Origin of the sequence: Vulcanisaeta sp., assembly GCF_049966235.1 — an archaeon.
GTDB lineage: Archaea > Thermoproteota > Thermoprotei > Thermoproteales > Thermocladiaceae > Vulcanisaeta > Vulcanisaeta moutnovskia.
Genome location: NZ_JBMFVA010000002.1, coordinates 133,270 through 159,610, shown reverse-complemented (window position 1 = coordinate 159,610; position 26,341 = coordinate 133,270). Strand labels below are relative to the sequence as shown.

The 26,341-nt window shown below is 40.8% G+C and carries 25 protein-coding genes; 14 read left to right on the top strand and 11 right to left on the bottom strand.

All coding sequences use genetic code 11. The features are described 5' to 3' along the window. Positions 1–67: 67 nt before the first annotated feature. The 3 genes from truD to ACP5L5_RS02555 form a co-directional block, all read right to left on the bottom strand. Positions 68–1,417 (bottom strand): tRNA pseudouridine(13) synthase TruD, encoded by a 1,350-nt coding sequence (gene truD, locus ACP5L5_RS02565; RefSeq protein ID WP_428761398.1) that lies wholly within the window; start codon positions 1,415–1,417, stop codon positions 68–70. Between the two features lie 31 nt (positions 1,418–1,448). After that, on the bottom strand, positions 1,449–1,745 hold the full coding sequence (locus ACP5L5_RS02560; protein WP_428761396.1) for a hypothetical protein: 297 nt from the start codon (positions 1,743–1,745) through the stop codon (positions 1,449–1,451). 79 nt (positions 1,746–1,824) lie between these two features. After that, positions 1,825–2,730 (bottom strand): hypothetical protein, encoded by a 906-nt coding sequence (locus ACP5L5_RS02555; protein WP_428761394.1) that lies wholly within the window; start codon positions 2,728–2,730, stop codon positions 1,825–1,827. Between the two features lie 40 nt (positions 2,731–2,770). On the opposite strand from ACP5L5_RS02555, the gene ACP5L5_RS02550 reads away from it, so the two are divergent. The 7 genes from ACP5L5_RS02550 to ACP5L5_RS02520 all read left to right on the top strand — a co-directional run bounded on the left by ACP5L5_RS02550 (position 2,771) and on the right by ACP5L5_RS02520 (position 9,562). Next, a complete protein-coding gene (locus ACP5L5_RS02550) occupies positions 2,771–3,295 on the top strand; it encodes a GTP-dependent dephospho-CoA kinase family protein (RefSeq protein WP_428761392.1) in 525 nt (174 codons plus the stop codon). Further along, complete coding sequence (locus ACP5L5_RS02545; RefSeq protein WP_428761390.1) at positions 3,288–3,947, top strand: 2,5-diamino-6-(ribosylamino)-4(3H)-pyrimidinone 5'-phosphate reductase; 660 nt, start codon at positions 3,288–3,290, stop codon at positions 3,945–3,947. The genes ACP5L5_RS02550 and ACP5L5_RS02545 overlap by 8 nt, the downstream gene beginning before the upstream one ends. A 299-nt stretch (positions 3,948–4,246) precedes the next feature. Continuing rightward, on the top strand, positions 4,247–5,737 hold the full coding sequence (locus ACP5L5_RS02540; RefSeq protein ID WP_428761388.1) for a hypothetical protein: 1,491 nt from the start codon (positions 4,247–4,249) through the stop codon (positions 5,735–5,737). Between the two features lie 169 nt (positions 5,738–5,906). Further along, on the top strand, positions 5,907–6,641 hold the full coding sequence (locus tag ACP5L5_RS02535; protein ID WP_428761386.1) for a DUF72 domain-containing protein: 735 nt from the start codon (positions 5,907–5,909) through the stop codon (positions 6,639–6,641). A 5-nt stretch (positions 6,642–6,646) separates the two neighbouring features. After that, positions 6,647–7,432, top strand: a complete 786-nt coding sequence (locus ACP5L5_RS02530; protein ID WP_428761384.1) for a Rossmann-like domain-containing protein — start codon at positions 6,647–6,649, stop codon at positions 7,430–7,432. After that, on the top strand, positions 7,407–7,991 hold the full coding sequence (locus tag ACP5L5_RS02525) for a DUF6884 domain-containing protein (RefSeq protein WP_428761382.1): 585 nt from the start codon (positions 7,407–7,409) through the stop codon (positions 7,989–7,991). The genes ACP5L5_RS02530 and ACP5L5_RS02525 overlap by 26 nt, the downstream gene beginning before the upstream one ends. Before the next feature lie 164 nt (positions 7,992–8,155). After that, positions 8,156–9,562, top strand: coding sequence for an APC family permease (locus ACP5L5_RS02520; RefSeq protein ID WP_428761380.1), 1,407 nt, complete (start codon positions 8,156–8,158; stop codon positions 9,560–9,562). Between the two features lies 1 nt (position 9,563). Here the strand turns inward: ACP5L5_RS02520 and ACP5L5_RS02515 are convergent, their stop codons facing one another. Then, the gene (locus ACP5L5_RS02515) at positions 9,564–10,649 is read right to left on the bottom strand and encodes an MFS transporter (protein WP_428761378.1); all 1,086 of its coding nucleotides are present in this window, start codon (positions 10,647–10,649) and stop codon (positions 9,564–9,566) included. 167 nt (positions 10,650–10,816) lie between these two features. Here ACP5L5_RS02515 and ACP5L5_RS02510 point away from each other — a divergent pair, with 167 nt between their 5' ends. Continuing rightward, positions 10,817–11,347: a hypothetical protein gene (locus ACP5L5_RS02510; RefSeq protein WP_428761376.1), complete on the top strand. Its 531-nt coding sequence runs from the start codon at positions 10,817–10,819 to the stop codon at positions 11,345–11,347. A gap of 29 nt (positions 11,348–11,376) precedes the next feature. Here the strand turns inward: ACP5L5_RS02510 and ACP5L5_RS02505 are convergent, their stop codons facing one another. Then, positions 11,377–12,297 (bottom strand): amidohydrolase family protein, encoded by a 921-nt coding sequence (locus ACP5L5_RS02505; protein ID WP_428761374.1) that lies wholly within the window; start codon positions 12,295–12,297, stop codon positions 11,377–11,379. 59 nt (positions 12,298–12,356) lie between these two features. Next, positions 12,357–14,045, bottom strand: a complete 1,689-nt coding sequence (locus ACP5L5_RS02500) for a long-chain fatty acid--CoA ligase (protein WP_048057162.1) — start codon at positions 14,043–14,045, stop codon at positions 12,357–12,359. 279 nt (positions 14,046–14,324) lie between these two features. On the opposite strand from ACP5L5_RS02500, the gene ACP5L5_RS02495 reads away from it, so the two are divergent. Further along, positions 14,325–15,533 carry an acyl-CoA dehydrogenase family protein gene (locus tag ACP5L5_RS02495; RefSeq protein WP_013604054.1) on the top strand — a complete coding sequence of 403 codons (1,209 nt, stop codon included), beginning with the start codon at positions 14,325–14,327 and terminating at the stop codon, positions 15,531–15,533. Between the two features lie 94 nt (positions 15,534–15,627). Further along, positions 15,628–17,037 (top strand): 4-hydroxyphenylacetate 3-hydroxylase N-terminal domain-containing protein, encoded by a 1,410-nt coding sequence (locus tag ACP5L5_RS02490; protein ID WP_428761372.1) that lies wholly within the window; start codon positions 15,628–15,630, stop codon positions 17,035–17,037. Between the two features lie 606 nt (positions 17,038–17,643). On the opposite strand, the gene ACP5L5_RS02485 is transcribed toward ACP5L5_RS02490, so the two are convergent. From ACP5L5_RS02485 to ACP5L5_RS02465, 5 genes are all read right to left on the bottom strand, one after another. Continuing rightward, positions 17,644–18,939 (bottom strand): TrpB-like pyridoxal phosphate-dependent enzyme, encoded by a 1,296-nt coding sequence (locus tag ACP5L5_RS02485; RefSeq protein WP_428761370.1) that lies wholly within the window; start codon positions 18,937–18,939, stop codon positions 17,644–17,646. 150 nt (positions 18,940–19,089) lie between these two features. Then, on the bottom strand, positions 19,090–20,886 hold the full coding sequence (infB, locus tag ACP5L5_RS02480; RefSeq protein WP_428761368.1) for a translation initiation factor IF-2: 1,797 nt from the start codon (positions 20,884–20,886) through the stop codon (positions 19,090–19,092). A 37-nt stretch (positions 20,887–20,923) separates the two neighbouring features. Further along, positions 20,924–21,451: a hypothetical protein gene (locus ACP5L5_RS02475; protein WP_428761367.1), complete on the bottom strand. Its 528-nt coding sequence runs from the start codon at positions 21,449–21,451 to the stop codon at positions 20,924–20,926. A 3-nt stretch (positions 21,452–21,454) separates the two neighbouring features. Continuing rightward, a complete protein-coding gene (locus ACP5L5_RS02470) occupies positions 21,455–22,606 on the bottom strand; it encodes a DUF58 domain-containing protein (RefSeq protein WP_428761365.1) in 1,152 nt (383 codons plus the stop codon). Positions 22,607–22,690: 84 nt separating this feature from the next. Then, positions 22,691–24,007 carry a transglutaminase-like domain-containing protein gene (locus ACP5L5_RS02465; RefSeq protein WP_428761363.1) on the bottom strand — a complete coding sequence of 439 codons (1,317 nt, stop codon included), beginning with the start codon at positions 24,005–24,007 and terminating at the stop codon, positions 22,691–22,693. 15 nt (positions 24,008–24,022) lie between these two features. Here ACP5L5_RS02465 and ACP5L5_RS02460 point away from each other — a divergent pair, with 15 nt between their 5' ends. Genes ACP5L5_RS02460 through ACP5L5_RS02445 form a run of 4 tightly spaced genes read left to right on the top strand, consistent with a single transcriptional unit; the run spans position 24,023 to position 26,338 of the window. Beyond that, a complete protein-coding gene (locus ACP5L5_RS02460; RefSeq protein WP_428761361.1) occupies positions 24,023–24,847 on the top strand; it encodes a hypothetical protein in 825 nt (274 codons plus the stop codon). A 42-nt stretch (positions 24,848–24,889) separates the two neighbouring features. After that, positions 24,890–25,084, top strand: coding sequence for a 50S ribosomal protein L24e (locus ACP5L5_RS02455; RefSeq protein ID WP_013604061.1), 195 nt, complete (start codon positions 24,890–24,892; stop codon positions 25,082–25,084). Positions 25,085–25,120: 36 nt separating this feature from the next. Further along, positions 25,121–25,636 carry an NUDIX hydrolase gene (locus tag ACP5L5_RS02450; RefSeq protein WP_428761359.1) on the top strand — a complete coding sequence of 172 codons (516 nt, stop codon included), beginning with the start codon at positions 25,121–25,123 and terminating at the stop codon, positions 25,634–25,636. Positions 25,637–25,642: 6 nt separating this feature from the next. Then, the gene (locus ACP5L5_RS02445) at positions 25,643–26,338 is read left to right on the top strand and encodes an endonuclease III domain-containing protein (RefSeq protein WP_013604063.1); all 696 of its coding nucleotides are present in this window, start codon (positions 25,643–25,645) and stop codon (positions 26,336–26,338) included. Positions 26,339–26,341 lie beyond the last annotated feature (3 nt).

Genomic DNA, 26,341 nt, shown 5'->3' with positions numbered 1-26,341 from the left:
TGCTGCGCCACTACTTTGTCTTTAATATTATTTCTTAGTCATAAATATGACTTAGTAATGAGATGATTTACGTGAAGTCAATCTCAGGTTGCTTACTCTTCATTAATTCTCTAAGGAGTGCCGTGGCATAATTGCCACGGGGTAGTCTGAAGACTGTGTTTAATTCATTACCAACTAGGTTAATATTAATGATGATGGGTTTTACGGATAGTGACCTATAGCTACCCTTAATTGATAATTCAGGTATTGACTTAACCCTAAACATTGATAGATCAACACCTTCTCTCTTAAGCACATCAATCTCTATATCACTCTGAGGACCAGGTGGAAATTTGGTATTATAACCGACCAGGTGACCAATAGGAATCGCACGCCCCTTCACGATTAACTCATTCACCTTATCAACCATGGACTCATTTACGTAAATAACATGCTTAGTTGGTAATCCATGCTCATCAAGTAGTGCAATCATATCACCAGGCAATGCTCTATTTATTGGTAAACCTCTACCGATTCGCTCACTCAGGGCTAAGTTGAATAGGTATGATTGATAGGATTCAACATAAAGGATTAATAATTCACGGGGTAATTTCCTGAGAGCATTCACGAAGTCCCTGGGATTACTGGATAACTGCCTAAGCACAGCCCTCTCTGGGTAATATCTGTATCCCCTGGGCATTAATTCAAGGGCCTTCGAGTAATCACCAGTCCTCGCAATGAACTCCCTGATTTCCCTTATCCTTGGAGGCTCCATTGGATACGCATGAGCCAATAACTCGCTGACAGCGCTCTCAAACTCACCGAGAATTATGTGCCTACCTATGACGTGGGAATTCGGCCTCTTTAAGCCAAATCTTTGATAACCATAGTAAGTGGGTAAACCTCGCTCCATTAATTGATTAACCACGCAGTTAATACTATCCCTCTTGGAAATATCAATATTCCTAACCCTAATGGTGAATTCATTACCCCAAATATTGCCCGTAATGAAGGCCCTATCCATACCCACCACACTAAGCACCTTAATATCCCTACCAAAGTCACTAGGTACGTCATTAATCGAGATCCCACGCACGGAGACTATCTGCGAGGTTACGGCCACCGCATCCTTAAGGCCACCGAAACTAATGTCACGAGGACTAACACCAAGCTTCCTACTTAGTATTAACGATAATGTTATTGCGTCAATGCCCCTCTTCTCAATAATCATCCAAACCCAGGGACCAGGCTTACCAACAATCCTGGGTAGTGGCTTACCCGTAATGCTGGTGGGCACGACTTGCCCATCAATTAAGACCTCCTCAACTATGAAATCCTCGAGGTTCTGCTTCACCTTACCGTCAATACCCTCGCAGTCAGTAATGTAGTAATTCATTCCAATATACCTATCTAACCAGGCCTCTGATGCTAGTGGCATTTTTATTGACTAGGTAGTACAAGGAAATTTATTATTTAAGAATACATTGATTCGCGACCTCCGCAATAACTGAGTAAGTATTACTTAGGCATTCCTGGCATACAACTTTAATGACCTTATTACCCACTATCTCCACATAACCAAAATCCTCAGGCTTAATCCAACGACCACATACCGAGCACCTCCTGAGCCCAAGTAACCTATTTACCTCCCTAACTATTTCAGAAGTCTCATTGTTTACTAGGATATGCCTTTTATTGTTTATTACGGTTACGGCAATGACTAACTCCCTGACCCTCATTAGTGAAAGTTTTCTGAAGCTACTCATCAACTAAATACTCTCTCTGCGATTAATAAATTACTTCCAGACTTATGTATATAGCAAGTAACAGAGTTTACTGAAACTTTCACTTCACTTCCTGCTCACGACTCGATAGGCAATGCTCGATAAGCTCATCAACGCGGGTAAACGGTGACCTACGCACGTTATATCCCATACCCATTAACTTACCAATTAAGGATAGATAGTCACTAAGCCCCATACTCTGGGGCAGGGAAACAAATACATTACCAACGCAGTAATCAGCATCAGTCTTAACATCCATAGGCTTTGGTAAGGTTAGTATGAAGTCCTTACCAACAACCCTACTCACAGCCCTAACACCAAACCTGACAATAGCCGAGAAGACAGGGTCCGAAACCTCAACACCCTCAACCCTAGATAACGCGAACTTACTATACGGTATCAAGCCGGGGTTAGACCAATCAACCACATAAATACTAGACTCATACTGCCTGGATAGGTAGACGGAGAACGACCTCTTAACAACCATACACTTAGCCTCCAGGTCTATAGTCAACTCCCTACTAACCAACTTATTCGGCACAAGGTCAGCCGGCTCCCTAACACCCGCTAATATCGACTCAGGGTTCTCGTAGAATACGGCAAGCCCAAGGTCTAGGACATTAATATCATTAACAAGCTTGAGGTAGTTATTCATCATTATCAAATCAACCAGGGAAAAACTCCTCCTACTAAGCAAATCAATCAACTCCCCAGCCAAATTCGCCTCCCTAATCAACCCCCTCCTATATTGAATAGCCAATGCATGAACATCCTCAATAAAACCGGCATTACCCGTCAACCCATTCCAAACCCTCAAAAACACACTGTTAATTGACTCATCATAACCACCACCAACCATCACAATAAGCGAGAGAGCCTGCTTCATATTCCTCATTAGCAACTCATCTAATGTTGTGTAATCCTCAATTAAGCGCCGCCAATCGGGATAATCAATGTACCCAAGCACGCGATACTCCTTATTAATGGCTTATTAATAAGCCATTGCTGTGTATGTACTCGCCAGTAAGTGGGCTAGGTCTATGATGGCTTGGCCACTTGGCATAGCGATTAGTAGGGAGGCGCCTGAGTCGATTATTAGGGTAAGGAGTGAGTATGAGAATTCATTCCTCATAACCGTTGGTGACGTCGTTACGATGAACGTGATTAAGTATTGGAAGGTGCCCAACCTGGCATTCATGGATCTAAAAACCAGGAGAACCATTGGCATGGGTATGGAGGTTACGGGCTTTGATAAGGTCATTAATATCGTGAATAAGCCAGCTACACTGAGTGTTGACATAATTAATACAGTGAGGGGTGCAATAATGGATGCGTTAAGTGGATCGCGTATACTTATTCAGGTTGATGGTGAGGAGGACTTACTTGCAATACCTGCCGTGCTCCTTGCGCCGAGGGGTTCATTGGTATTGTATGGTCTCTATACTGGTTACTTAATTGCCATACCCGTGATTGATGAGTATAAGCTCGCCATGTTTAAATTATTCTCAATGATGAAATCAAGTGATGCCTAGACCATACGTGATTATTGTCTCGGCTGCCTCGATAGATGGTAGGATAGCTAGTAAGACAGGTTATTCAAGGCTTTCATGCTCTTTTGACCTCAGGAGGCTTCATGAGGTTAGGGCTAGTGTTGATGCAATAATGGTTGGGGCAAATACCGTGATTATCGATGATCCATCATTAACGCCTAGATACGTTAAGGCAGTTAAGAATCCCATTAGGGTCGTCATTGATGGTCTGTTAAGAATACCATTAACGGCTAAGGTTGTGGTGAATAAGGAGGCACCTACAATAATCGTTACAACGGAATCCGCGCCGATCGATAAGGTGATGGCGTTAAAAAATAATGGTGTTGATGTTTGGGTTATTGGTAAGGACAGGGTTAACCTTAAGGAAGCTCTTGAGAGGTTGTATGAAGAGAAGGATGTTAGGAGGGTTCTTGTTGAGGGTGGTGGTCATCTTAATTGGGAGTTGATTAAGGAGGGCCTTGTGGATGAGGTTAGGTTGACAATCTCGCCATACGTGTTTGGCGCAGGAACTTCATTTATTGAGGGCGAGGGATACCCAACAACCATGGAAGGGCCTAGATTAAGGCTTAAATCCGTCAACTTATGTGAATGCGGCCAGGAGGTTATACTCAATTATATTATTGAAAGAGGTTAATTCATTAATGGATACCTTACTATACTATGTAAAACATGTAGTACCAACTAAGAAGCCATCCGCCTTAATCCTCATCATCAACATTGCCCATAACTCCCTTAACCTAACTAACCCATACATGTAAATAAAAACATATAAGGCAATTAATCCTTTAGTAATACAGGCATAAACGTAATACACGCATAAAAGCTAAAGTAAGAATAATTAATACAGCAATCGTAAAGATGATTTAGCTCTGCCCGATTAACTTTTATGAATAACCGGAGTAAAAAAGCCTATAGTAGATATAGGTGATTGGTATGGGCTTATCCAAACCATGGGCTCTAGCCTTATCAATACTTGTCCTAGTGATGGCAATAGCCCTTCTTCTCACAAACCAGTACTTCTTAGTGCTCAGGCATGGTAAACCTATTGAGAACCCATCAACACACTTCTCACTACCCTCCAATGTCCATGTATTTATGGTAGGTCCTAAATCATTGATTAACAATTTGACAAGGATGGGCATACCATCAAGCTCCATAAGTCTTATCACCCCCAATGAATTACCATCGATACTTAATGATTCTGTAGTAATTATTGATTGGAACTACGTAAATAAGACCTTGCACATGAGCTATGATGAACTAGCGAAGGCTTTAGAGAACTCAATGGGTAGGAATGACCTTGTTGTAATCATTAGCGAAAACCCAAACGAGGTTTTAATGCTTGAGGAAACCATAGCCGTTGCCTGGGGTAATTATTACCGCAGTAAGGTCATAGGCTTCCCGGTATTCCCTGTCAATGGTCCCTCATACGTAGTTGGCTTTGGCAGTGCAGGTTTAATAATTAATGTGGTACCCATCAACCAAACTCAACGATTAAAATTGGAAATAGAGTATTGGTACAACACGACCCATAAAATACCGATGACGATTGGTACGAACCTTAATCCCACAAATCAGGATCCATGTCTTTATATACAGACTAACTATGGTGGACAACTCAACGGACAGTACGGCTGGTTCTTCAGTACAGGTCTTCAATCTATAGAAGCGTATTACAATGGATTGCGGTCTACGTATCAATTCGATTATTGTATTATAGTTGCTAATTCCATGAGTACGGGAACCACACCCGAGATCCCCGTTGAATACCTTGGGTTCATGACTTACCAACCTGGTTTTAGTGGTGGTTACTTCGCCTATTATAGGGCTGGCATTAATATGACAACTGCGTGGAATAATTACTACGGCGTACTCAACGGCATTAATTCATACATGGGGTACGTAGGCGGTACCGGCATAGAGCCAGGTACAATAACCTGCACGCCTGGCGTATTAAGCTACATTAGCATATCGGTACCCTTACCATTGGGAGCCACGCTGAACTTCCAGTTCCAATCAACGGCATCTGGCACAAGTACAACCGATAGGAACTTCATAATGGACAGTCAATGGACTCCCACGGTTGCGCTCAACGATATTGTTTGGTGGTTCGCATTCCTTAATCAATGGACTTGCCTACCACAAACAACCAGCGCTGGGGCTTGGTATCCGGTGGGTTTTGAGGTTGATAGCGGCGCGTGGGCGTTGGTCCAGGGTTCCAATAAGTTTAATACCGTAGTTTCGCCGGTCTATTGGGAAAGAGGTGTGGTGTGTTACGGCTCTTACAAGAACTCATTCAGTAGCGTTGTGTACTTCGTGCTTGAGTACCAACCAGGCACGCCCTGGACTGTTAAGCAATTATCAATTAACTACCCATATGGCGGTACATATAACGTGATTTACGGTACTAATACATGCCCATGATCATTAACAGGAGTAACCTATTCTAACTTATTAAAAACGGTCTTATCTCATGTTCATCTCAGGAATGATCATTCAAAAGGGGAACGTTTAATCTATATTACTAAAAATTACTAAGTAGAGACTAAGGATAAAGCATAATATAAGCCATAAATAGAGTAGTTAATTAATGATGGAGATCTTAGTGGGTACTTGTGGATTTCCCACGTCGCGGTCTAAGTATTATTCGTTATTTAAGATTGTGGAATTACAAGAGACTTTTTATGATTTTCCGACACAGGAGAAGATGAGCAACCTGAGAAGGGAAGCCCCTGCTGATTTTCGGTTTGCAGTGAAGGTATTTCAGGGGTTAACGCACACGAGTGATTCGCCCACATGGCGTAAGATAAAGAGAGCTAGGCTCATGGGTAACCTAAGTAATTACGGGTTATTGAGACCCACTAGGGAGAACCTGGAGCTTTGGGATGAGTTTCTAAATGTTGTGAAGGTTCTTAATCCGTCGTTTTACGTGTTCCAGACACCACCGTCAATGAGGATTGCTGAGGATAATGTAAGAGACGTTATTGAGTTCTTTAGATCAATAGGCAATAGTGACAAGGTTGGGTGGGAACCTAGAGGTTCTAGTTACGATAATCCTGGGCTATTAAGGAGGGTCTTTGAGGAAACGGGTATTGTACACGTGGTCGACCCATTCAAGAGGAGTGCATTGGTTACGCGGGATACGGCCTACCTCAGGTTGCATGGTATTGGTAAGGGTGAGGTTAATTACTCATACAAATATACAGACTCTGATCTTCAACAATTAAAGGATGTGGTAATGAACATTAATTCATCGGTTGTGTTTGTTATGTTTAATAATGTGCATATGCTTAACGATGCCCTTAGGTTTAAGGAGTTATTGAGGTAATGAGTATGTTCAGTAAGTTGGTCGCTGAAAAGGTCTTGGAAATTCTCGGTAACGACCCCATTAAGGTTCTTGACCAATGCAACTGCTTGAATTATACGTACGTGTTGATAAGGACGGGATTAGGCGAGTTCCTAGGGCTTGCATATACTCCTATTGAGGATCTCAGGGCTGGTGAAGTAGGTACTATCCCTAGGGTTGAGGAATTGCCTGATCTAGTCACAAACCTTGACTCACTGGTTAGAGCTATGGGCATAGCCCTACTTAATGCAGTATCTCATTACTTAGTAACCCGTAACAGACTAAGCCTATTACCCAGCGACCTAAAGAGTGAAATTACCAGGTTACTAAGGCCTAGATGCACTGCATGCTTCATTGGCAGCATAACACCTGTCGCAGAGAAGGCTAGTGAGGTATGCTCCGTGTATCAGCTGGAGAGAAGGAGTGATCTCAGGCATGGTAGTTATCCAGACATTGATACACCGTTGATAATACCGAACTGTGATTTATTGGTAATAACAGGCTCAGCCCTAATTAATAACACTATTGATTACATACTATCACTTAAAAAGAGTAACGCCACAGTAGTGTTAAGCGGGCCCTCCGCCGCGGCTTACCCACCTGTACTTCATGAGTTGGGTATTGATGTTATCGGTAGTTCTCTCGTTAAGGACCCCTACACAGCCATTGACTTACTAAAGCTTGGGGCTGGCTATAGGCTAATGGATAAAAGAGGATTGTTATTTAAGTACGTCTCTGTGAGGCACCATGGGGAAGGTACTCGTGGTAATTAACTGCGGTAAGACTAAGTCTGTTGATATGGATATTGTTAAGGCGAGACTTGGTAAGGTACCTGGTTTCGATCTTGAGAATGAGAATGAGTATAGACGGTTGCTTAGTGATTTTGTTAAGCCTGCTATCGATATGTATGACGGTCCGGAATTCAAGGCGCTAAGGCAGTTTAGGCGGTGTGTTAATGTTTTCATACTCTCCGCGAGGTATGGTTTAATACATGGTGATAGATCAATAATACCATATGATGCCTATCTCAGTAAGGCTCGGGTTGATGAGCTAATCTTAGATAGGTGGAGAAGTTATGGTAATTGGGATTTAGACAGACTTATGAGAGGTAATTGGGATGTTGCCATAATTAGGTTAAGTAAGGCATACCTTACTTACTTCGTGAAAGTAGTGGAAGACCCATGTAAATTAGGTCGTGAAGTTCATGTAATTGCTGGTAAGTATAACTCAATAAGGTGCAACAACGTAATTAATCATCATGTTAAAGGTATAGGGGATTCTCGGAGAGTATTAAAGGAATTATTGTCGGATGTCTGTGGTTCTTCGAGTTAATGTACCATAGAATATTTTTAAAAGTAATTAATTAAAATATCGTTTATTTATGGCATCTCAAACGAATATTTTAGTAAAAGACAGTTAGTTTTTTAAAGACTCCATTTCGTGTTACCATTAAAGTCATAAATATGAACAATAACACAAATAATGCACGTAATAGCATGAGCGAGGTAGGTTTACATAGGGTGCTTGGATTTTGGGACGTATTCTTTGCAAGCCTAGGTGGGCAATCCCCATTTCTCAGTGACTTAACATATGCCTCGGTAGCTTTAGCCATAGCTGGCTTGGCAGGGCCCGTGGCGATAATAATTGGTACGATTGTTGCCTTTATTAATGGCTTTGTAGTTGCACGATTAAGCAAGAGAATTACTGAAACTGGTGGCTATTATAGATATGCCACTAAATACCTTGGCGGTATCTCAGTAGGCTTCTTCATCGGCTGGAATTATCTATTCTATGCTATTCTTTATGGTGATGCTTATGTAATTGGTGCATCATATATTGCCCAATGGATCTTAGGCATTCCCTGGCAGGTAAGTCTCTCTATATCATTAATAATAATAACAATATTAGCCTATTTAGGTGTTAGGATCTCAGCAAGGTACGCAATCTTCGCTGGTTCATTAGAAATGATAGCGCTTATATTAATATCCGTAGTTCTATTATTAATTCCACACGGGATGTTCTTTAATCCATTTAGTTATGTATCTTCAGTATCATTGCCCACATTAATGGTTGCCGTAGTTTACGCAATAGCAATACCTACAGGGTATGGTACAATTGCACCACTGAGTGGTGAAGTTAAGAAGGCAAGAGAAACTATTAGTCGTGCTGTTGAGACAGTAATAATCACAGGAGGTGCCTTGGCCACATTAGCCATTTACTCAACGGCCGTCGCTGGGTTATCTTACATGAATATTCACGAGTTCATGAAATTCCTAAATGAAGCAGCAAGTAAGGGCTTATCACCTGTGGTGATAGTACTACATCACTTCCTAGGTATACTGTTAGACCCCATAATTATTTTCGTAATGATAAATGATGGTGTGCTTGGTGGTCTTGCATATGTATTAGCGGCATCAAGGACTCTTTACGCAATGGCTTATGACAAACAATTACCAATTGTATTATCACTTGTTAATAGTAAAGGCAATCCCACAATCTCCGTATTGATTAGTGCTTTATCGCTTGATAGTATTGCGTTAATAACAACTTACCTAATTGGTCCATTTAACGCATTTTTACTCCTTGGCTTCTTATCAATGCTTGCTAACCTAATAGTTCACCTATCATCTAATCTTGCCCTATTTAGGGCGGCGACTATGAAAATGAAGGCTGTACTGTATGGAGTTGATACCATGAGGGGATTAGATAAGGCCGTGTCCATTGCGGCAGTATTAATAACGATATTCACAGCAATAGAATCCACACTAGGCATAAACCCTGTTAAGTTGATGCCCTACTTCATTAGTCTAGCTATAATTATACTATACCTAGTGATAAAGGCATTAATAACACGAAGAGGATTTTTCAAAGCTGGAATCCATAACTATAGAATGATTAAATAAACTATTTCAATAATAGAAGTAATGGAAGGAGAACCAGGGATATAATTATCATTAATACCCATGGTAATAAGTACGAAATAACCATAACCTCAGTAAATAATATACTAAGCCACATACCTATAGCCATATTCAATGCATTCAAAGTGGCCAGTGATAATGCTGGATTCTCATGTTTAGCAACCAATACGTATGCTGCAGTCAATGTTAACTCATTAGTATAACCCATTAATCCACCAGCGATTATTATAGCCGCTATATTAAGCGTAGGTATAGAAATAAGGGGTATTGTACCCAACACCGTCAATGCAACTATCAGCAAAACCTTATTCCTAATGACATCGATTATTCGTCCTGAAAGCCCTCCAAATATGCTTGAAAATAGCATAATCGATGTCAACAATGAGGACAAGTAAAGAGGTAAACCCCTGGCAACTGCGTACGTTGGTAGTAAATTACCGGCTGCGTAATAAGCGCCCCAGAAGCCGCTGGTTGCTATACCAATTATTACTGCATTATAGCTGAACCTAATACGTAATCTACGCATGTAACCACCCTGAATGAAAAATATGGTAAATGCCAGTGGAATACCAATAATACTAAGCAATAGTATGGATGATTTCCATCCAAGGAAGGTGTACATAACGCCCCATGCTAATCCTATTCCTGAACCAAGACCAAAGGCGGCATTATAAATGCCAAGCAATGTACCTACTCTATCAGGATATGTTGTTGAGAGGATTGTAGCACCCGTTGAAAAGAAGAGGGCAGCACCAATTCCTGCAATTAATCTAAAGATCAGTATCTCATAGAAATTGCTACTGAATGGTATTAATGAACCTGTTATAGACATGATAAGTAAACCAAGACCTGCCGTCCTTGCATTGCCCATGTAGCTCGCGATAATACCCGCCGGTACTTGAAATGATGCAGCGCCAACAATGAACATTAGAGGAATTAAGCCAAGTAGCGCCTTACTTACCCTAAGCTCAATGCCAATTATCGGTAATGCCGGGGCCAGGTAAAACCAATAAACGCTATAGATTATTCTTGCTAATATTATGATTATGGCAATAGTACTTCTTCTCATTGGGATGAACTATGCAGTATCGCATTAATTTTTTATTATTTAAGAGCTATCCATGGTTTAATATATATTAATCTCTAGTTTATAGATAGTATAAATATAAGAAGTAAAACATATACTCTAATCTAAGTATTAACTATTCATTGTCTTGTATGAGTGCTATCTCTAGCATGGCTCTGGCGGCAACAGACCTTGTGTATATAGTTGGTGGTGCCATGTTAATAACAGTTGGCAGTGTTAATATGAATATTGGGAAGAAGAATGAACCTAGAGATCTCGGCATAGTTTTTATTAGTGGCGCCATTATGCTGTTAATAGGGACGCTATTTGATGTTCTTGCTGGCAGCGCATTGTCTGCTGCGGCCACGGCAGTTTTCGATGCGATCCTTTGGATGATTGGTATAGCAGCGACGGTGGGTAAAAGCAATTTATTTGCCATGAACCATGCATTACTTTATTCAGGGATATACTTTTTATTTGTTACAGTCTTGGCTGGATTAACGGGACAAGTACTATTAGCATTAGCGCTCCTTGTCTTAGCGTTCCAGGTATTGACAGCAGCAATAGCGGGTTATAGAGCAAGCGCTAGGCTGCATTGGACTTCAGGTCTCCTAGCAATTATTGATGGCGTATTATTCTTAATACTTGGTGCCATAGTATCACTAGGAATACCACCACCACTTGGTATAATACCGCCATGAGACTCAACGTCTTCTTAGGGTCAAAATTATCATATCTTATTCTCTACTTCCTCATCTTTAAGATTCACATCAATGTCCCTAAGCAGGTAAATAGCATTGTCAAATAATATTGACTCTAAATCATGTCTCGGTAATCCAGACGACTCTACACATCTTAGATTCATAATTACCTGCTTAAGCCTTAAATAAGGATAACCACCACCGTAAATGATCCTATCCGTACCCACTGATCTTACGAAATTCTTACCCATTAATGTATTAAATAATATGCATGAAATGCCAGTCGACTCTATGTAGACCCTATCATACCTCTTCATTAACTTAACTATTCTCTCAAGCCATGGATACGACATACCCTCAGATATGCCTAGGGCAGACAATACTAATTTGATGCTATATCTCTCGAGTAAATCATTGAGAATATCAGGCATAAGGCTTTCAAAGCATATATCCACGCTATATGGACATGGATCCAAATGCATTATGAGTAGTATATCATTTCTTTCGACATATTCAAGGATCGCCCTAAAGGCTTTCGTCTTTGTCGGGTCAAATAATTGAAGTGTCGGTGATACTACAATACCTTTAACATTCAATCCCTCTAATTCATTAAGTTTCTCATAAACGTACTTAGTACCTAGAGATGGATTAATGCTGGCTAATGGCACAAAGAAGTCATCGTAATTATTCATTGTCTCGTACCATAACTTTACATTGTCGTACATCCTCGATGACCACATACTTGTTAATTTAGTAATGAATTTACTCCAAAGCAATGCTGAGTATTGATCTTCTACCGATAATTTTCTGAGAAAATCATTAGGTAATATATGAAACAATGGCAAGGCATCTATTGGTTGTAAAACAGCCCTTGTAACTTTAATTGATGAAAGTCTATCCTTAACTAAGGATAAGTCTACAGACGGACATGCATGGAAATCAATTATCATATAGAATACATATAGTACCTGTGCTTTTAAATACTATGTTAATATATACCCTATATACTTCATGTCATAAGCACGTTCTTATAAAGCTCCCTAAGAACCTTCTTATCCGCCTTGGCAGTACTCGTCTTAGGCAATTCCTTCTCACTAATTATTACCTTATCTGGTACCCACCATTTTGGTATTTCGCCTTTTTCCACGAACTTCATTAGGTAGTTCTTGATATCGTCCTCCGTAACCCTCTGACCAGGTCTTGGAACCACGACCGCTATCGGCCTCTCACCCCACTTTGGATGAGGAATACCAATAACGGCAACTTCACCAACCGCTGGATGAGTACTGATTATGTCCTCCAGTTTCGTACTCACGATCCACTCACCACCACTCTTAATCACATCCTTAAGCCTATCCATAATCCATATATGGCCATCAGAATCCCAAACGGCCACATCGCCAGTATGTAGCCAACCACCGCGCCATAACTCCCTAGTCTTCTCAGGATCCTTGAAGTAGGCTGGCGTTAGCCAGGGTGATCTAACCACGATCTCACCAATGGTCTTACCATCCTTAGGCACATCCCTACCGTACTCATCGACAACTCTTATGAACGTTAATGGTATTTGCCTAAGTCCCTTCATTAGGTATGTTTCTTTCTTATCCTCAGGCCAGTTGAAGGATTGTGGCTTAAACAATGCCTGGGCAATCACTGGCGCCGTCTCCGATAAACCATAACCATTAATGACAATTATACCCCTAGACCTAGCCAACTTATAAAGACCCTCAGGCATTGCTGAACCTCCATTACCGTATTTAAGACCCCTCAGGTCGTACTTTGTTGAATCAGGATGCGTAAGGAGTAGATATAGTATTACGGGAACCCCATAAATATACGTAACCTTTTCCTCACTAAGCGTCTTCAGTATATAGCCCCAATCCATGCGCCCTGTAAAGACGTACTTTTGACCAGCAAGGAACATTGCATATGGACCTCCCCATGCATGCACATGATACATTGGTACAAGGGGCATTACAACATCTCTAATACTGAGTTCATAGGGTGGCGCAGCCGTTGAGATCGCGATGGCCGTTGCATGAAGCACTAATTGCCTATGAGTGAAGAATACGCCCTTCGGCGGTCCAGTAGTACCTGAGGTATAGAATAACGTGGCCACTGTTTTCTCATCAAGGTCCTTAAAGTCATAAGGACTTGAACTCTTTATTAAATCCTCATAATTATAGACTTCAATACCTGGAAGCTTTACCTGAGGAGGCACTGGCATATCAGTCATTAATACCACCTTCTTAACGGTCTTAAGCTTCGGCATTATTGCCTGTATTAACGGTATGAACTCATCCTTAACAAATAGTATTTCATCACCAGCATGATTAATCGTGTAGACCAAGTCCTCTGGTGAATATCTAATGTTTACCGTGTGTAATACTGCACCAAGACCTGGAACAGCGTAATAAAGCTCTAAATATCTATGTGAATTCCACTCTAATGCGCCAACCCTGGTACCCAGTTTCTTAGGATCACCTGGCTTAACACCAAGCTGCTCAAGCGCTGCGGCGAGTCTCCTAACCCTATCCCAAACCTGAGCAAATGTGAGCCTTAACTTAGGTGCGTCAGGTGGCGCATAAATAATTTCCTGCTCAGGGAATGTATCGGCACCCCATTTTATTAGGTTAGTAAGTGTTAATGGGTAGTCATAAAATTCAGTAGCTCTTTCTACCAGTTCTTCAAGAGACATCCTAATTAATGACATAGTATGGCCCTTAGGTTTAATCCTTATCATTAATATATAATTCTATATAGGATTTTAATAAAGGCAAAAGATAATAATGATAAATGACGATAATAATTTATAGTGAAAATCAAGATAAATATTATATAAAGTTAGAGCTAAGAGCAAGTACTATAGTTTTAGCGTTATTAGGTTATGTATAATTGATGTTGATTAATGGTGTTGATACATATATAGGATATTTATTAACTAGGTTTAAGTTGTCTAGGGTTTAGGTTGTCCTTAATGACTGATGTTTTGGATTTGTTTCCGCAGTATGCTGAGGAGTTGAAATTGTTAAGAAAAACTGCTAGGGAATATGCCCAGAGGAACTTCTCACCTGAACTTGCTAGGGAGTATGAGAAGAAGGAGGAGTTTCCATGGGATCTTTATAAGAAGGCTGGTGAACTCGGCTTACTGGCTCCATCAATACCCACTGATTATGGCGGTGGTGGTTTCACAACATACATAGCCGATATAGTCGTTACTGAGGAGTTAGTTAGGGCAGAACCAACACTAGGACTTGCAATAATGGCTGGTCCCTTCACATCTCACATGCTTTACTTCTTCGGCACCGAGGAGCAGAGGAAGAAGTACCTACCACCCGTTTATAGGGGTGAGAACACATTTTTTGGCGCATATACCGAGCCTGAGCATGGTACCGACATTACCCAGTTAAATACGGTTGCAGAGAAGAAAGGTGACAAGTACATAATTAGGGGTATGAAGACCTTCATAACAAACGCGCCAACAGCAAAGTACGGCCTACTCCTTGCACAGACAGAACCCGAGAAGAGACATAGGGGTCAGACACTATTCATAATACACACTGATTGGCCTGGTATTACCATTAGGAGATTAACGGGAAAGATGGGACAGAGGACAATCCCGGTTGGCGAGATCTACCTCGACAATGTTGAAGTACCTGCCGAAAACGTATTAGGTGGTGAGGAGAAGGGCTTGAACCAGGGATTCTACTGGACACTGGCGTACTTTAACGTATCGAGAATCGGCGTGGCAACCTTAGGCCTTGGCATTGCATTAGCTGCCTTTGATAAGGCCCTTGAGTATGCCCAAAAGAGAAATCAATTTGGTCAACCACTAATAAACTTTGAAATGATTCAGGAAAAGTTAGCCAGAATGGCTATGCTAATTGAGGCAGCTAGGTCATTAATATATAGAGCTGCGTATTATGTTGATGATTACTTAAAGTTTAAGATCGACCCAAGAGCCATGGGAGCAATCGCAGGCGCCGCTAAGGTTTATGGAACTGAGGTTGCTAATTACGTGGTTGACGAGGCCATACAAATACATGGTGGTTATGGATACTTTGAGGAATTCGATGTGGAGAGGTATTGGAGGGATCACAGGGTTACGAGAATTTATGAGGGAACTAACGAAATAAATCTACTAACAATAAGTGATGCCTTAAGAAGAGGCGTGTGGAAGCCATAGGTTTGGCTATTTAAAATAATTTTCTTATATGTTTAATATTCACTGATGCTATATATAAGTTATATTTAATTAATCTCCCTTGGGAACTTTACCTATGCCTAGATCACCAATTGAGTACATGGACTCTGTTAAAGACGGCAGGGTTGTTTACTACAGGGGTAAGAGAGTTGATGATATAACAACACACCCAGTGATTAGTATAGCGGTTAGGCATGCATCGGATTTGTTTAGCGTTAAGGAGAGATTGTATGAAGATCCTAATTACGGTCTCGTAAGTAAATACTTTAGGATACCCAGGAACACGAATGATTTACTTGATAGGTATAAGTTGATTTACGAAGATACGCTTAGATTCGATGGTTTATTTAACATAGTACAGGCCATTGGTAGTGACGCACTCTTCTCATTAATGATAATTGCCAAGAAAATTGATAGGAAGTACGGCACTAATTATTATGACAGAGTAATGAGGTATTACGAATATGCTGTTAAAAATGACCTCGCAATGGCTGTTGCACAGACTGATGTTAAGGGTAACAGGGCTAAGAGACCCCATGAACAGGAGGATAAGGACATGTACCTGAGGGTTATTGAGGTGCATGATGATGGCATAGTGGTTAATGGAGCCAAGATACACACAACACAGGGACCAGTAGCTAATGAGATAATTGTACTGCCATATAGAGCCCTCGTCGAGGAAGATAAGGACTATGCAGTTGCCTTTGCAATACCAGCGAATACCAAGGGTCTTAAATTTATCGTTAGACCCGTGCTTGAGTACGATGGTAACTCCAATGCCGTTAATGCAGCGAGTAGATTTGAAGTAGAGGCACTGATTGTTTTTGACCATGTGTTTGTACCGTGGGACAGAGTATTCCTATTCAGAGAGTGGGATCTGGCTGGGCAGTTGGCTTGGACTTTCGCGACATACCACAGGTTCACGGCAATATCCTACAGGGCAGCCACGGCTAATTTATACCTGGGTGCAGCACTTTATGCGGCTAGGGCTAATGGAATAGAGAATGCGCCGCATGTCAGGGATTGGCTAGTCCAAATGATTATGTATAAGGAGATACTGAGTATGGGTGCCATGGCTGCCGCCCTAGAACCCTGGATTGATGAGGGAATAGCCATACCAAACCCAGTTTACACGAACGTGAGTAAGCTATATGCCAATGCTCACTTCATAGATGTTGTTCATGGACTCATAGACATTGCAGGTGGTCTAATAGCCACAATGCCTTCACATGATGATTATGTAAACCTAGAGGAAAGGCAGTATATTTCGAAATACCTTAGGGGTGCTGTTGATGGCGATACAAGGTACAAAATAATGAGCCTAGTTAGGGAGTTAGGTGCAAGCCACTTAATGGGTTATTTATTGACGGCTATGATACATGCTGAGGGTTCTGAGGCAGCGAGTAAAATAGGCATGTTAAGAGAGTATAATTATAAGGAGGCTGAAGAATTAATAAATAAAATATTGAGTAAAATAAAAATTTAACCAAGAATTATTTCATAAAGATAAAAAATAAATACTTATTATTAAATTTCAGCGGAGACCGTGATAAATCTAAGGGTGGTTATAAAAGAAAATCAAAGAAAATAAAAGATAACTCTCAAATGAACGGTTAATACAGCGTCGCTAAAACTATTTTCCTCAAACTTTATTTATGGACCTGGGCAGACGACTTACTAAGTAGGATTCTTTTAATTACCATACTTAATCACGTTGATACTAATATGGAGAATAGGGAGGTTAAGGACTTAGGAAATTGATTAAAGTGCACCGGATAAGTCCCACCCATATAGAGATCTCATTCTGGTCGGCGTTAAGGCACTTGATGAACTAATAATGGTCAGGATGATGAGGACGCAACCTAACCAGGATTAACTAGGTAAACCGTACAACAGTCAATAGTAAGGCAAATTGATGTTCTTTTGCTTAGTAATTTCATGGGTTATGAAGTCAAGTATGGAAGGAGAAACGAGCGCATATGCACTAGGGTAGGTAGGATGAAGAGGGTACTAACGATACCAAGGAGAACGGAGTATATTGATGTAATACCTGCCCATATATTTTTATCAGTAACTCAACGTCTAAGGAATTTCATGCCTTCTCGAAGCCAAGCACATCTGCGTAATTGCTCAGATCAAGCAATCCATGCCCAGAGAAACTGATCAGAATAACCTTCCTCTCGCCAGTCCTCCTAGCCTCATCGGCTATCTCCTTAACAACAGGTAATACATGGGCTGTTTCCGGTGCAGGTACATAGCCCTCAACTTGGGCAAATATCTGGGCCATCTTAAAGACCGCCTCTTGGTCATAGTCACGACCCTCAACGTATCCCTTACTCATTAGGTAAGATAGTGTTGGTGCCACGGCGTGGTATCTTAAACCACCTGCGTAGATTGGTGGCGGTATGAAATCTGCACCAATGGTATACATCTTCAATTGAGGCAACACCCTACCTGTGTCAGGATCATCATACTTATAAACACCCTTAGTTACTTTAGGCACTTCCAATGCTCCAACCGCTATATATCTACGCCTAACCTTACCACTCCTCAACTCATCTCCAATGAACGGATAAAATGCACCACCCCAATTAGATCCACCACCAACTACGCCAATCATTACGTCGGGATCCTCACCAATCAATTCCATCTGCTTCTTGGCCTCAAGACCTGCAATAGTCTTAAACATTATATCGGCATTTATTACGCTACCAACCACGTACTTACCACCATTCTTCAACGCATATTCAGCAGACTCAGTTATTGCAATACCCAGGCTGCCTGGGTGATTCGGGTTTTCACGTAGTAATTTCCTACCGAACTCCGTTAAGTCACTTGGGCTTGGATTGACGTCGGCACCGTACATTTGCATTAAGTACCTCCTCAGTGGCTTGGCGTAGTAGCTGGCTCTAACCATGAATACGTAGGCCTTGACCTTAAATAACGCGGCTGCTAACGCCACCGCTGAACCCCACTGTCCAGCGCCTGTCTCCGTGGTCACGAACTTAGCACCATCCTTAAGCGCATAATATACCCAGGCAAGTGCCGAGTTTATCTTATGACTACCCGTGTACGTATAGCCCTCCATCTTTAGGTATATCTTAACTGGCGCATTTAGATACTCCTCAAATCTCTTCGCCCTAACCAATGGTGTTGGCCTACCCACTTGTAAGTAACGTTCTAGGACCTCCTCAGGTATTTTCACGAACCTCTCTGTGGAGAATTCAAGCCTTAGTGGCTCTGATGGTATTACTTGCTTCAGGAGCTCAAGCCTTTTGCCATTGTCTGGGTCGTATGGTGGTGATAGTGGTTCTGGTAGGTCTGCGAGTATGTTGTACCAGTGCGTGGGTATTTCATCTACGGGAAGGTCTATTCTATATTTTTCCATTCCCAGATAGTTACCACCGTGTCTTCCTGCCTATTTTTTCTTTATAAGCATTATCTGGCCATACATAAATTACTATTATTTAGAGTAATAATAAAGACAATATTTATGTCGTAAACAATTTAACCTCAATAGAATAATGAATTTATCTAATTACTTTGATGATCGCCTAATTTTCAGGATCTCTCTAAGTAATGATAATTCATCCTCAGATAGTTGATCCTTGAATTGTGTCATTAGGGTTATTACATGCTCCTCAGGCACATCCACGTATAACTCATCACCCTCCTTAATCTGCCTACCAACCATTAAATTACCCTCTATTGATATTGCCACTTCCATGCCCTTCTTAGCCTCTTGAATATTCTTACCCTTATCCTGTATTTGCATTATTGTGCCTATTCTCTTACCATCCCCCCTCATTAATGGATACCCAGGCTTTATCAATCCCTCAATTACTGCAACACCGACTATCACTGGATTACTTCTTCTGAATACATAGCCGGGAAGAATCCTTATTTTTCCAGGCCTTATATATCTATCAAGTTCCATCTCGATAAGCTTGGTTTTCTGCTCCTTATACCACTGGGTAAACTCCTCAACAAGCCTATAAAGTATTTCATTTCTAAATATCTTAACTCCATACTGCATGGCCTCGACCTCAATATCATGAGGAACCTTAACATTGAAAGCCAGGATAACTCCATATAACGGGTTCTTCTTCCTAACTATGGAAGCATCAACAACATCTCTCCTACTTACATTACCAACATCAGCCTTCCTAACAGGTATTCCCTGGCTTCTAAGGTAAATAACCATTGCCTCAAGAGTACCTAGAGTATCTGCCTTAGCAACAACACCTTCCTTATCAGTCTCTATCTTAACCTCCGAAACCTCCTCTCTAACCAACTTAACATACTCATCCAGCGAAGCTCCCTGAGGAACAACAAACACCGGTGCGCCTGGAACAACCTGCTCAAGACCATCAGCAATTATCTTAACACCAGCCGCAGCCCTAACCTCATCCATGAACATGTACCTATCCTCAGGATCCCTCATCTCATTAAGTGGCTTAGGCATCACAAGCATCTTGACCTTGGTACTCACATAACCCTCAAGGCCGGCCGTAACTATTAAATCACCCTTTCTAATAACTCCATCATATAGAACAACATCAGCCGTGACCCCCCAACCCTTTTCCTCCCTAATCTCCATAACGACCCCCCTACCAGGTCCATACGTTATCCTTAACTTATCCCTATTAAATCTCTGGCTTAACCCCGCCAGGACAACGAGCAAGTCGGCTAAGCCCTCTCCAGTGACTGCGCTTGTGGGTACAATAGGCACTTGGGCATCGAAATCCCTCACCCTATCGTACCTATCAGCATCCATCCCTAATTTATTGAATTCCTCTATTATCCTTGCAATGGCCTCCTCAACCCTACCCTGGACATCCTCCCTCTGCTTTTCGTATGAGTCAAGGAACGGTGCGTTTTCATGAGGTTCCCAACCGTATATTCTATCGAGCTTATTCGCCGCAACCACGAAGGGTATATTCCTTGATTTAATTAGGGTGAGGCTTTCGTAGGTCTGTTCCTCAAATCCCCTGGTAATGTCTATGACGAGAACAGCCAAGTCAGCCACAGAGCCACCTCTACGCCTTAAGTTGGAGAAGGCGGCATGACCTGGCGTATCAACCATTAGGAAACCCTTAATCCAAACCTTGCCCTTAAGCCTAAATTTAATGAGTAGTGGATCAGCTATTCTCTCTATGGCATTCCATGGTATGAAGGATAGACCAATGTGTTGTGTAATCATCCCGGGCTCTCTATAGGCCACAAACGTACCTCTTATTTTATCGAGTAATAATGTCTTACCAACATCAACATGACCAACTACTACGGTAATCGGTGGTCTATAATCCATTAATGAATTATCAACCTTACTCATAATTATCTAGAGTGATGGAGAGAGCTTGATTTAAAAATCATTTTTCTTCATAGCGTAGAAATGCAGGTATTACTCTCTTTAATAATAGGATTACTAGAAATAAAATGAAAATCGATAATGATGATGCAAGCATTAATGTGAAATAATTAGTGTTAATACCCAGTATTATCATGTACATTGTCATTACATGACCTAGCAATGAGTATATATAGTATGTGAGTACTACGGATAATGAGAGAACAATTAATGATATTAGAAAGATACGAATATCAATTAATTTACTTAAGGATAGAAATATTATGAGAGCTGATATCACTAATAAAGAAAGAAGCAATGCATCGCCCACAGCCCTAGGCACCAGGAATAATTCAATTACCGAGTATGCTTCAATAATAATGAATAAATGCCATGAGTAATGAGAATTTAAGGCAACGATTACATATGATAACAGGATTAGAACAACGCCAATTATGCTGAGAATCCTTAATCCTAATCCGTAAATTAGCAAATTAACTATTAGTAAGATCGTGATCCCCATCGCTATCGGTAATCTTAAGGACCTCATAATTCATTCACCGAGAACTATCACATTCACGTCACTTAGGTCAATGTTAGCCTTAATTAATTCATTAAATGAAGCCTTGGTTATTAATAATAAGGAATTCTTATTCAAGTATTTGCTGATAATGTTTACATCCTCCCTTGATAAGCCGTAATTAGTCTTTACCGGGTAAAGGAACAATGCTAATTCATCAGTACTTACTTCCTTAACGTACTTTCCAAGAATACTCGTGGCCCTATTAATTAATTCCTGGGTATTTTCCATGCCTATTACTATCTCCCTAAGCTTAAGCTCTAAATCAGCCAATGAAGTACTTGATGTTATAGTTAATAACCTTACTAAGCCATTACCGATTAATACGAGAATAAAATTCAAACCCTTTAGATAACTCAGGTATACTAATGCTTCATCGATTGGCCTATTATCATTCAAGGGTTTAAGCATTCTAGGTGTGTATTCCATGATTACTAACCTAGGTACATTACCTGCCTCAGATCTCGCCACGCTTATTAAGTCATTAACCCTAGCACTGGTTATCCAATGAATATTACTGGCAGGTTCCAGGAAATTATACCCCCTCAGATACATGAAATCGCCCAGTCTTGACTCCATTAATGTTATACTCCTCATGTAATCACCGGGCATTTTTTGACCACCCATTGCTAATAATACCCATTTACTAGGTTCTATTGGTATTGTACGTTCAATTTTAATAAAACGGGAATTCCCAATAATACCGAGGGGGTCGGAAATCCTGATAATAATACTCAAGATCTCAGCAATACCAAACCACCTAGCCCTTACGTTAAATTGCTCCTGAGGCCCATTTATTACTACGTAATAATCATCATTGCATAATAAGTGGGGAGAGCATATTAGGGATACGTGGGCAGGTATTTTTAAACGTAATGGAGATGCCGCAGTAATACTTAGTATGACACTTTGCCTGGCGAGAATTACCTCATAACTAATCTTAAGTGCCCTTAGGACTATACTGGTTATTAGATCCCACGTTAGGAAGTACGATGTGAACACTAGAAATAAACCAATACCAATTAGTAATGGTGCCTCATTTTTCGCGTAAATCCCCAGGTACATTAGTAATGCCAATACTACGTAGATAATTAAGACAGCATTATTCCTAATAATGGAGCCCATCCCTCAAGCCCCACACTAACCCTTAACATTACTTAATTACTTTTATTGGAATGCGCAAACCAATTAATGAAGGATAACACAATGCTAAGACCTCCTGCTTAAGTAGTAATAAATGTAGTACCCTATTATCCACGGAATCATTAACAAGAAGGAGACTAATGCCGTATATAGTACTATTGACAACAATTGTGAATAATCATGAAACTGCGAAGTACTTATTGGTTCAAAGGCCACCCAACCAAAGCTTGTAAATGCCTCAACCCAAATCACGGCATTACCATTTAAGTGATATACATAAGCGTCATTACCCAGGGACTCACCTGCAAAACCCAACGCTATCCTCGTTGGTATCCCCAATGACCTAAGTATAGCCATGGTTAACACTGCATAGTCCGTAAAGCTTCCCGTACCATTAACCAAGGTATAATCAATGGGGTATGTTGTATTGGATATCATGAAATGATCACCATTTAGGTAACTCAATAATTCCTTAATCGCCAATACCCCACTTGCATTAAATGATATTGGTATTAACCCCCACGATATGTTAATACCCAGTGGTTCCACATAATCCCTGGCATAAAGCGCCTCAATACCTGTATAATTAAGGCCCTGGGATACGTGGCATATCATTAACTTAAAAACCGCAGCATCAATAGGCTCCTTACTTGCTAATAAGTCACCAGGCTCAAGTACATTAACCTCGGTAAATGGCATAACGGATACTAGGGTTATGTTTGAGACTATGAGCGTTAATGACTTACCTACATTGATGATGAATGGCATGGGTATTACCTCAATTGGTTGTGAGAAGTTCTCGTAAATAATGAATGTATTACAGTCAGTACCAACGGCAAGGCTTATCGTTATTGGAGGATAATCCGTAATCACTGGAACGGAACTCTGCGTACTAATCAATTCATTACCTGTTGAGTTATAATTATCGAACGTGAAATACCTCAATAATACGGGTATTCCTGACTTAACGTATACCGTGAGGTTTACATTTACCAAGCTAGATAAGGCAGAGTATGACAAGGTGCTTGGCTTACCAACCTCAATTATCGGTGTAAAGGTACCTATGAACGATGTACTGTTTATTGAACCCTCGTAAAAACCAGCATAATCCGAATCATTGGCAAAATCAAGAATTCCAGGAAATATTCCCTGCCCCTCAATGGCATTAGAACCCATTAATTTAACAGATGCCCTTGGTATTACCATTACCGCATACTTAACATTGCTTTGTTGAGCTATTAATTCAATTATGAAGTCATTATTAGTGCTGGCCACTATGAAGTAGGGAGCACTTATTGATATTGAGTACGTCACTGATGAACCTGATGCTGCAGGCCTAATCGCAAGCATTATCCCCAGCAAAAGCATTATTAATGCGCTCATTAATTGTTTGATTTAATGGACCTTAAAAAATTTCTTTTGCACTCCCTAATTCTCATTGCACTAATCATTGAATTACTGGTATTAATAAATACACAAAGCATTGAAGCATCGACTCAGTTGAATTACCTGTACAGTGGTAATTATGAGCCTATAGCATGGCCCATACTCAATGTAACCCTTACAGTAAATAAGTCATTAACTAATGGTATAGTAATAATAGTATCTCCTAGTACAGAATCAATAAACAAAGCCTTCACAGGACTACTTATCTTACCTAACAATACCTCCTACGTAATTACGGGCTTTTTGGGAAGCTCATTAATCTACATAATTAGTATTGAGAGGATGCCCAATCAAAGCGTAATTAATAATCAATATAGTCAATACTATGAAACAAACGGAAGGGGTAATATTAAGAAGAACCTAGGAAATGCTGCGGATAATTTAACCACTAGCTCATCAATGGGTAACCTAACTAAGGCAGGAGGTAAGGGAGAAAGCAGGAAATATGGGGCGCCCTGGAACCTTAATTATCCATTAATAGTAATAATAGTAACAATTATCATGATTTCAGTCTCATTAGCAACCATGTACATGAGAAGGAGCATGAAATACCCTGATTGCCTTGAATACGGCATTATGAAGATCATGCAGAAGATGAGGATTAGGGAACCAGGGATAACGCATAGGGAATTAGGTAATTACATAATTGACCGAGTTAATGAAAGGCAAACGGTCGAGGAAATGGTGAGACTGTTTGAGGAGGGTATGTACGGCAATAGGGAAGTTAATTGTAAAAGGTTTATGACACTGGTTAGGAGAATCCTCAAGAGAGTTTAATTTGCATAAACTTTAAAAATCATTACTGAGAACGAACGCTGTATGAGAATTTACACATGCGCCTTCTGTGGAAGACCAATACCACCAGGCACCGGGATAATGTATGTCAGGGCTGATGGCACAGTACTTAGATTCTGCAGTAGGAAGTGCTTTGTAAGCGCCATCAAGTATAACCGCGACCCAAGGAAACTGGCTTGGGTAAGGAAGGAGACGAAGAGCGCCAAGGCCCAAAAATGAGAAGTTTTTAAGTGAATTCTTGCTTGCCTTAGGTTAATGGTCATAGTCTATAAGGGCAGGCGCGTTACGCTGGACGTATCTAAGGTCGTACTACCAAATGGTCGTGAGATGAACCTGGAGAAAATTGTCTTTCCTCATGCCGTAGCTGCACTACCGATTTATGAGGGTAATAAGGTCGTATTGCTACGTCAATTCAGACCCGTTGTTAATGACTACGTAATTGAAATACCAGCAGGCGTTATTGAGGAGGGTGAAAACCCTGAAGAGGCCTTAACCAGGGAACTTAGTGAGGAGATTGGCGCTGAAATCGATTACTTTGGGAAGCTATTCGAGGGCTTCACCACACCTGGCTACTCCACTGAATATATGGTAATTTATTACGTCAGTATTAGAAGACTTGGCGAACCGAGGCCTGAACCCCATGAGGTTATTGATAGGATTATTATTGATCTTAGAGATGCTGTAAACATGGTTATTAATGGCAGTATAAGGGATGCTAAGTCGGCGTTGGCTATAACGCTATACATGCTTAAGAAGGGTGCTAAGGCGTGATTTCATATGGTTTTGACTGAGGAGTTGGTACTTAGGGTTCTCGCTGATATTAAGATCGAGCCTAGGAAGTTCGCAGCCCTCTACGTATTTAGAAATAGCAATGATATCTTTAAGGCACTCGTTGTAACAATACTGACGCAAAACACGAATGATAAGAATGCGCTTAGGGCTTACGAAAACCTCGTTAGGATTATTGGCGATATAACACCTGAGAAATTGGTGAATATTGGCGAGGATGCCTTGGCTAATGCCATCAAACCCGCTGGTATGCATAGGATTAGAGCTAGGAAAATTATTGAGTTATCTAGGGTAATCCTTGAGAACTATAGAGGTGATTTAACGTGGATTAAGGACCTACCTCTCGATGAAGCTAGGAAGGCATTACTTGAACTTCCTGGTGTTGGTGAGAAGACTGCCGATGTAATACTCGTTAATTTAGGTAAGCTAGCATTCCCTGTTGATACTCACATAACTAGGATATCCATTAGGCTTGGCATTGCCAAATCGAGGAATTATCATGAGATACAGAGGGCTTGGATGAGAATATTAACGCCAGACCCAAGCAGGTACTTAGAGATCCATCTTAAGCTTATTCAGTTTGGTAGAGACATATGCATTGCTAGAAACCCGAGGTGTGATATGTGTGGATTTAGAGAGGTCTGTACTTATTATATTAGTAATGTCAGGGGGAAAGATAATTAATGG

Coding starts and splice junctions, on each gene's coding strand:
- truD (WP_428761398.1), bottom strand. CDS start 1,417: ATGCCACTAGCATCAGAGGCCTGGTTAGATAGGTATATTGGAATGAAT.
- ACP5L5_RS02560 (WP_428761396.1), bottom strand. CDS start 1,745: ATGAGTAGCTTCAGAAAACTTTCACTAATGAGGGTCAGGGAGTTAGTC.
- ACP5L5_RS02545 (WP_428761390.1), top strand. CDS start 3,288: ATGCCTAGACCATACGTGATTATTGTCTCGGCTGCCTCGATAGATGGT.
- ACP5L5_RS02540 (WP_428761388.1), top strand. CDS start 4,247: ATGGGCTTATCCAAACCATGGGCTCTAGCCTTATCAATACTTGTCCTA.
- ACP5L5_RS02535 (WP_428761386.1), top strand. CDS start 5,907: ATGGAGATCTTAGTGGGTACTTGTGGATTTCCCACGTCGCGGTCTAAG.
- ACP5L5_RS02530 (WP_428761384.1), top strand. CDS start 6,647: ATGTTCAGTAAGTTGGTCGCTGAAAAGGTCTTGGAAATTCTCGGTAAC.
- ACP5L5_RS02525 (WP_428761382.1), top strand. CDS start 7,407: ATGGGGAAGGTACTCGTGGTAATTAACTGCGGTAAGACTAAGTCTGTT.
- ACP5L5_RS02520 (WP_428761380.1), top strand. CDS start 8,156: ATGAGCGAGGTAGGTTTACATAGGGTGCTTGGATTTTGGGACGTATTC.
- ACP5L5_RS02515 (WP_428761378.1), bottom strand. CDS start 10,649: ATGAGAAGAAGTACTATTGCCATAATCATAATATTAGCAAGAATAATC.
- ACP5L5_RS02510 (WP_428761376.1), top strand. CDS start 10,817: ATGGCTCTGGCGGCAACAGACCTTGTGTATATAGTTGGTGGTGCCATG.
- ACP5L5_RS02505 (WP_428761374.1), bottom strand. CDS start 12,297: ATGATAATTGATTTCCATGCATGTCCGTCTGTAGACTTATCCTTAGTT.
- ACP5L5_RS02500 (WP_048057162.1), bottom strand. CDS start 14,045: ATGTCTCTTGAAGAACTGGTAGAAAGAGCTACTGAATTTTATGACTAC.
- ACP5L5_RS02495 (WP_013604054.1), top strand. CDS start 14,325: ATGACTGATGTTTTGGATTTGTTTCCGCAGTATGCTGAGGAGTTGAAA.
- ACP5L5_RS02490 (WP_428761372.1), top strand. CDS start 15,628: ATGCCTAGATCACCAATTGAGTACATGGACTCTGTTAAAGACGGCAGG.
- ACP5L5_RS02485 (WP_428761370.1), bottom strand. CDS start 18,939: ATGGAAAAATATAGAATAGACCTTCCCGTAGATGAAATACCCACGCAC.
- infB (WP_428761368.1), bottom strand. CDS start 20,886: ATGAGTAAGGTTGATAATTCATTAATGGATTATAGACCACCGATTACC.
- ACP5L5_RS02475 (WP_428761367.1), bottom strand. CDS start 21,451: ATGAGGTCCTTAAGATTACCGATAGCGATGGGGATCACGATCTTACTA.
- ACP5L5_RS02470 (WP_428761365.1), bottom strand. CDS start 22,606: ATGGGCTCCATTATTAGGAATAATGCTGTCTTAATTATCTACGTAGTA.
- ACP5L5_RS02465 (WP_428761363.1), bottom strand. CDS start 24,007: ATGAGCGCATTAATAATGCTTTTGCTGGGGATAATGCTTGCGATTAGG.
- ACP5L5_RS02460 (WP_428761361.1), top strand. CDS start 24,023: ATGGACCTTAAAAAATTTCTTTTGCACTCCCTAATTCTCATTGCACTA.
- ACP5L5_RS02455 (WP_013604061.1), top strand. CDS start 24,890: ATGAGAATTTACACATGCGCCTTCTGTGGAAGACCAATACCACCAGGC.
- ACP5L5_RS02450 (WP_428761359.1), top strand. CDS start 25,121: ATGGTCATAGTCTATAAGGGCAGGCGCGTTACGCTGGACGTATCTAAG.
- ACP5L5_RS02445 (WP_013604063.1), top strand. CDS start 25,643: ATGGTTTTGACTGAGGAGTTGGTACTTAGGGTTCTCGCTGATATTAAG.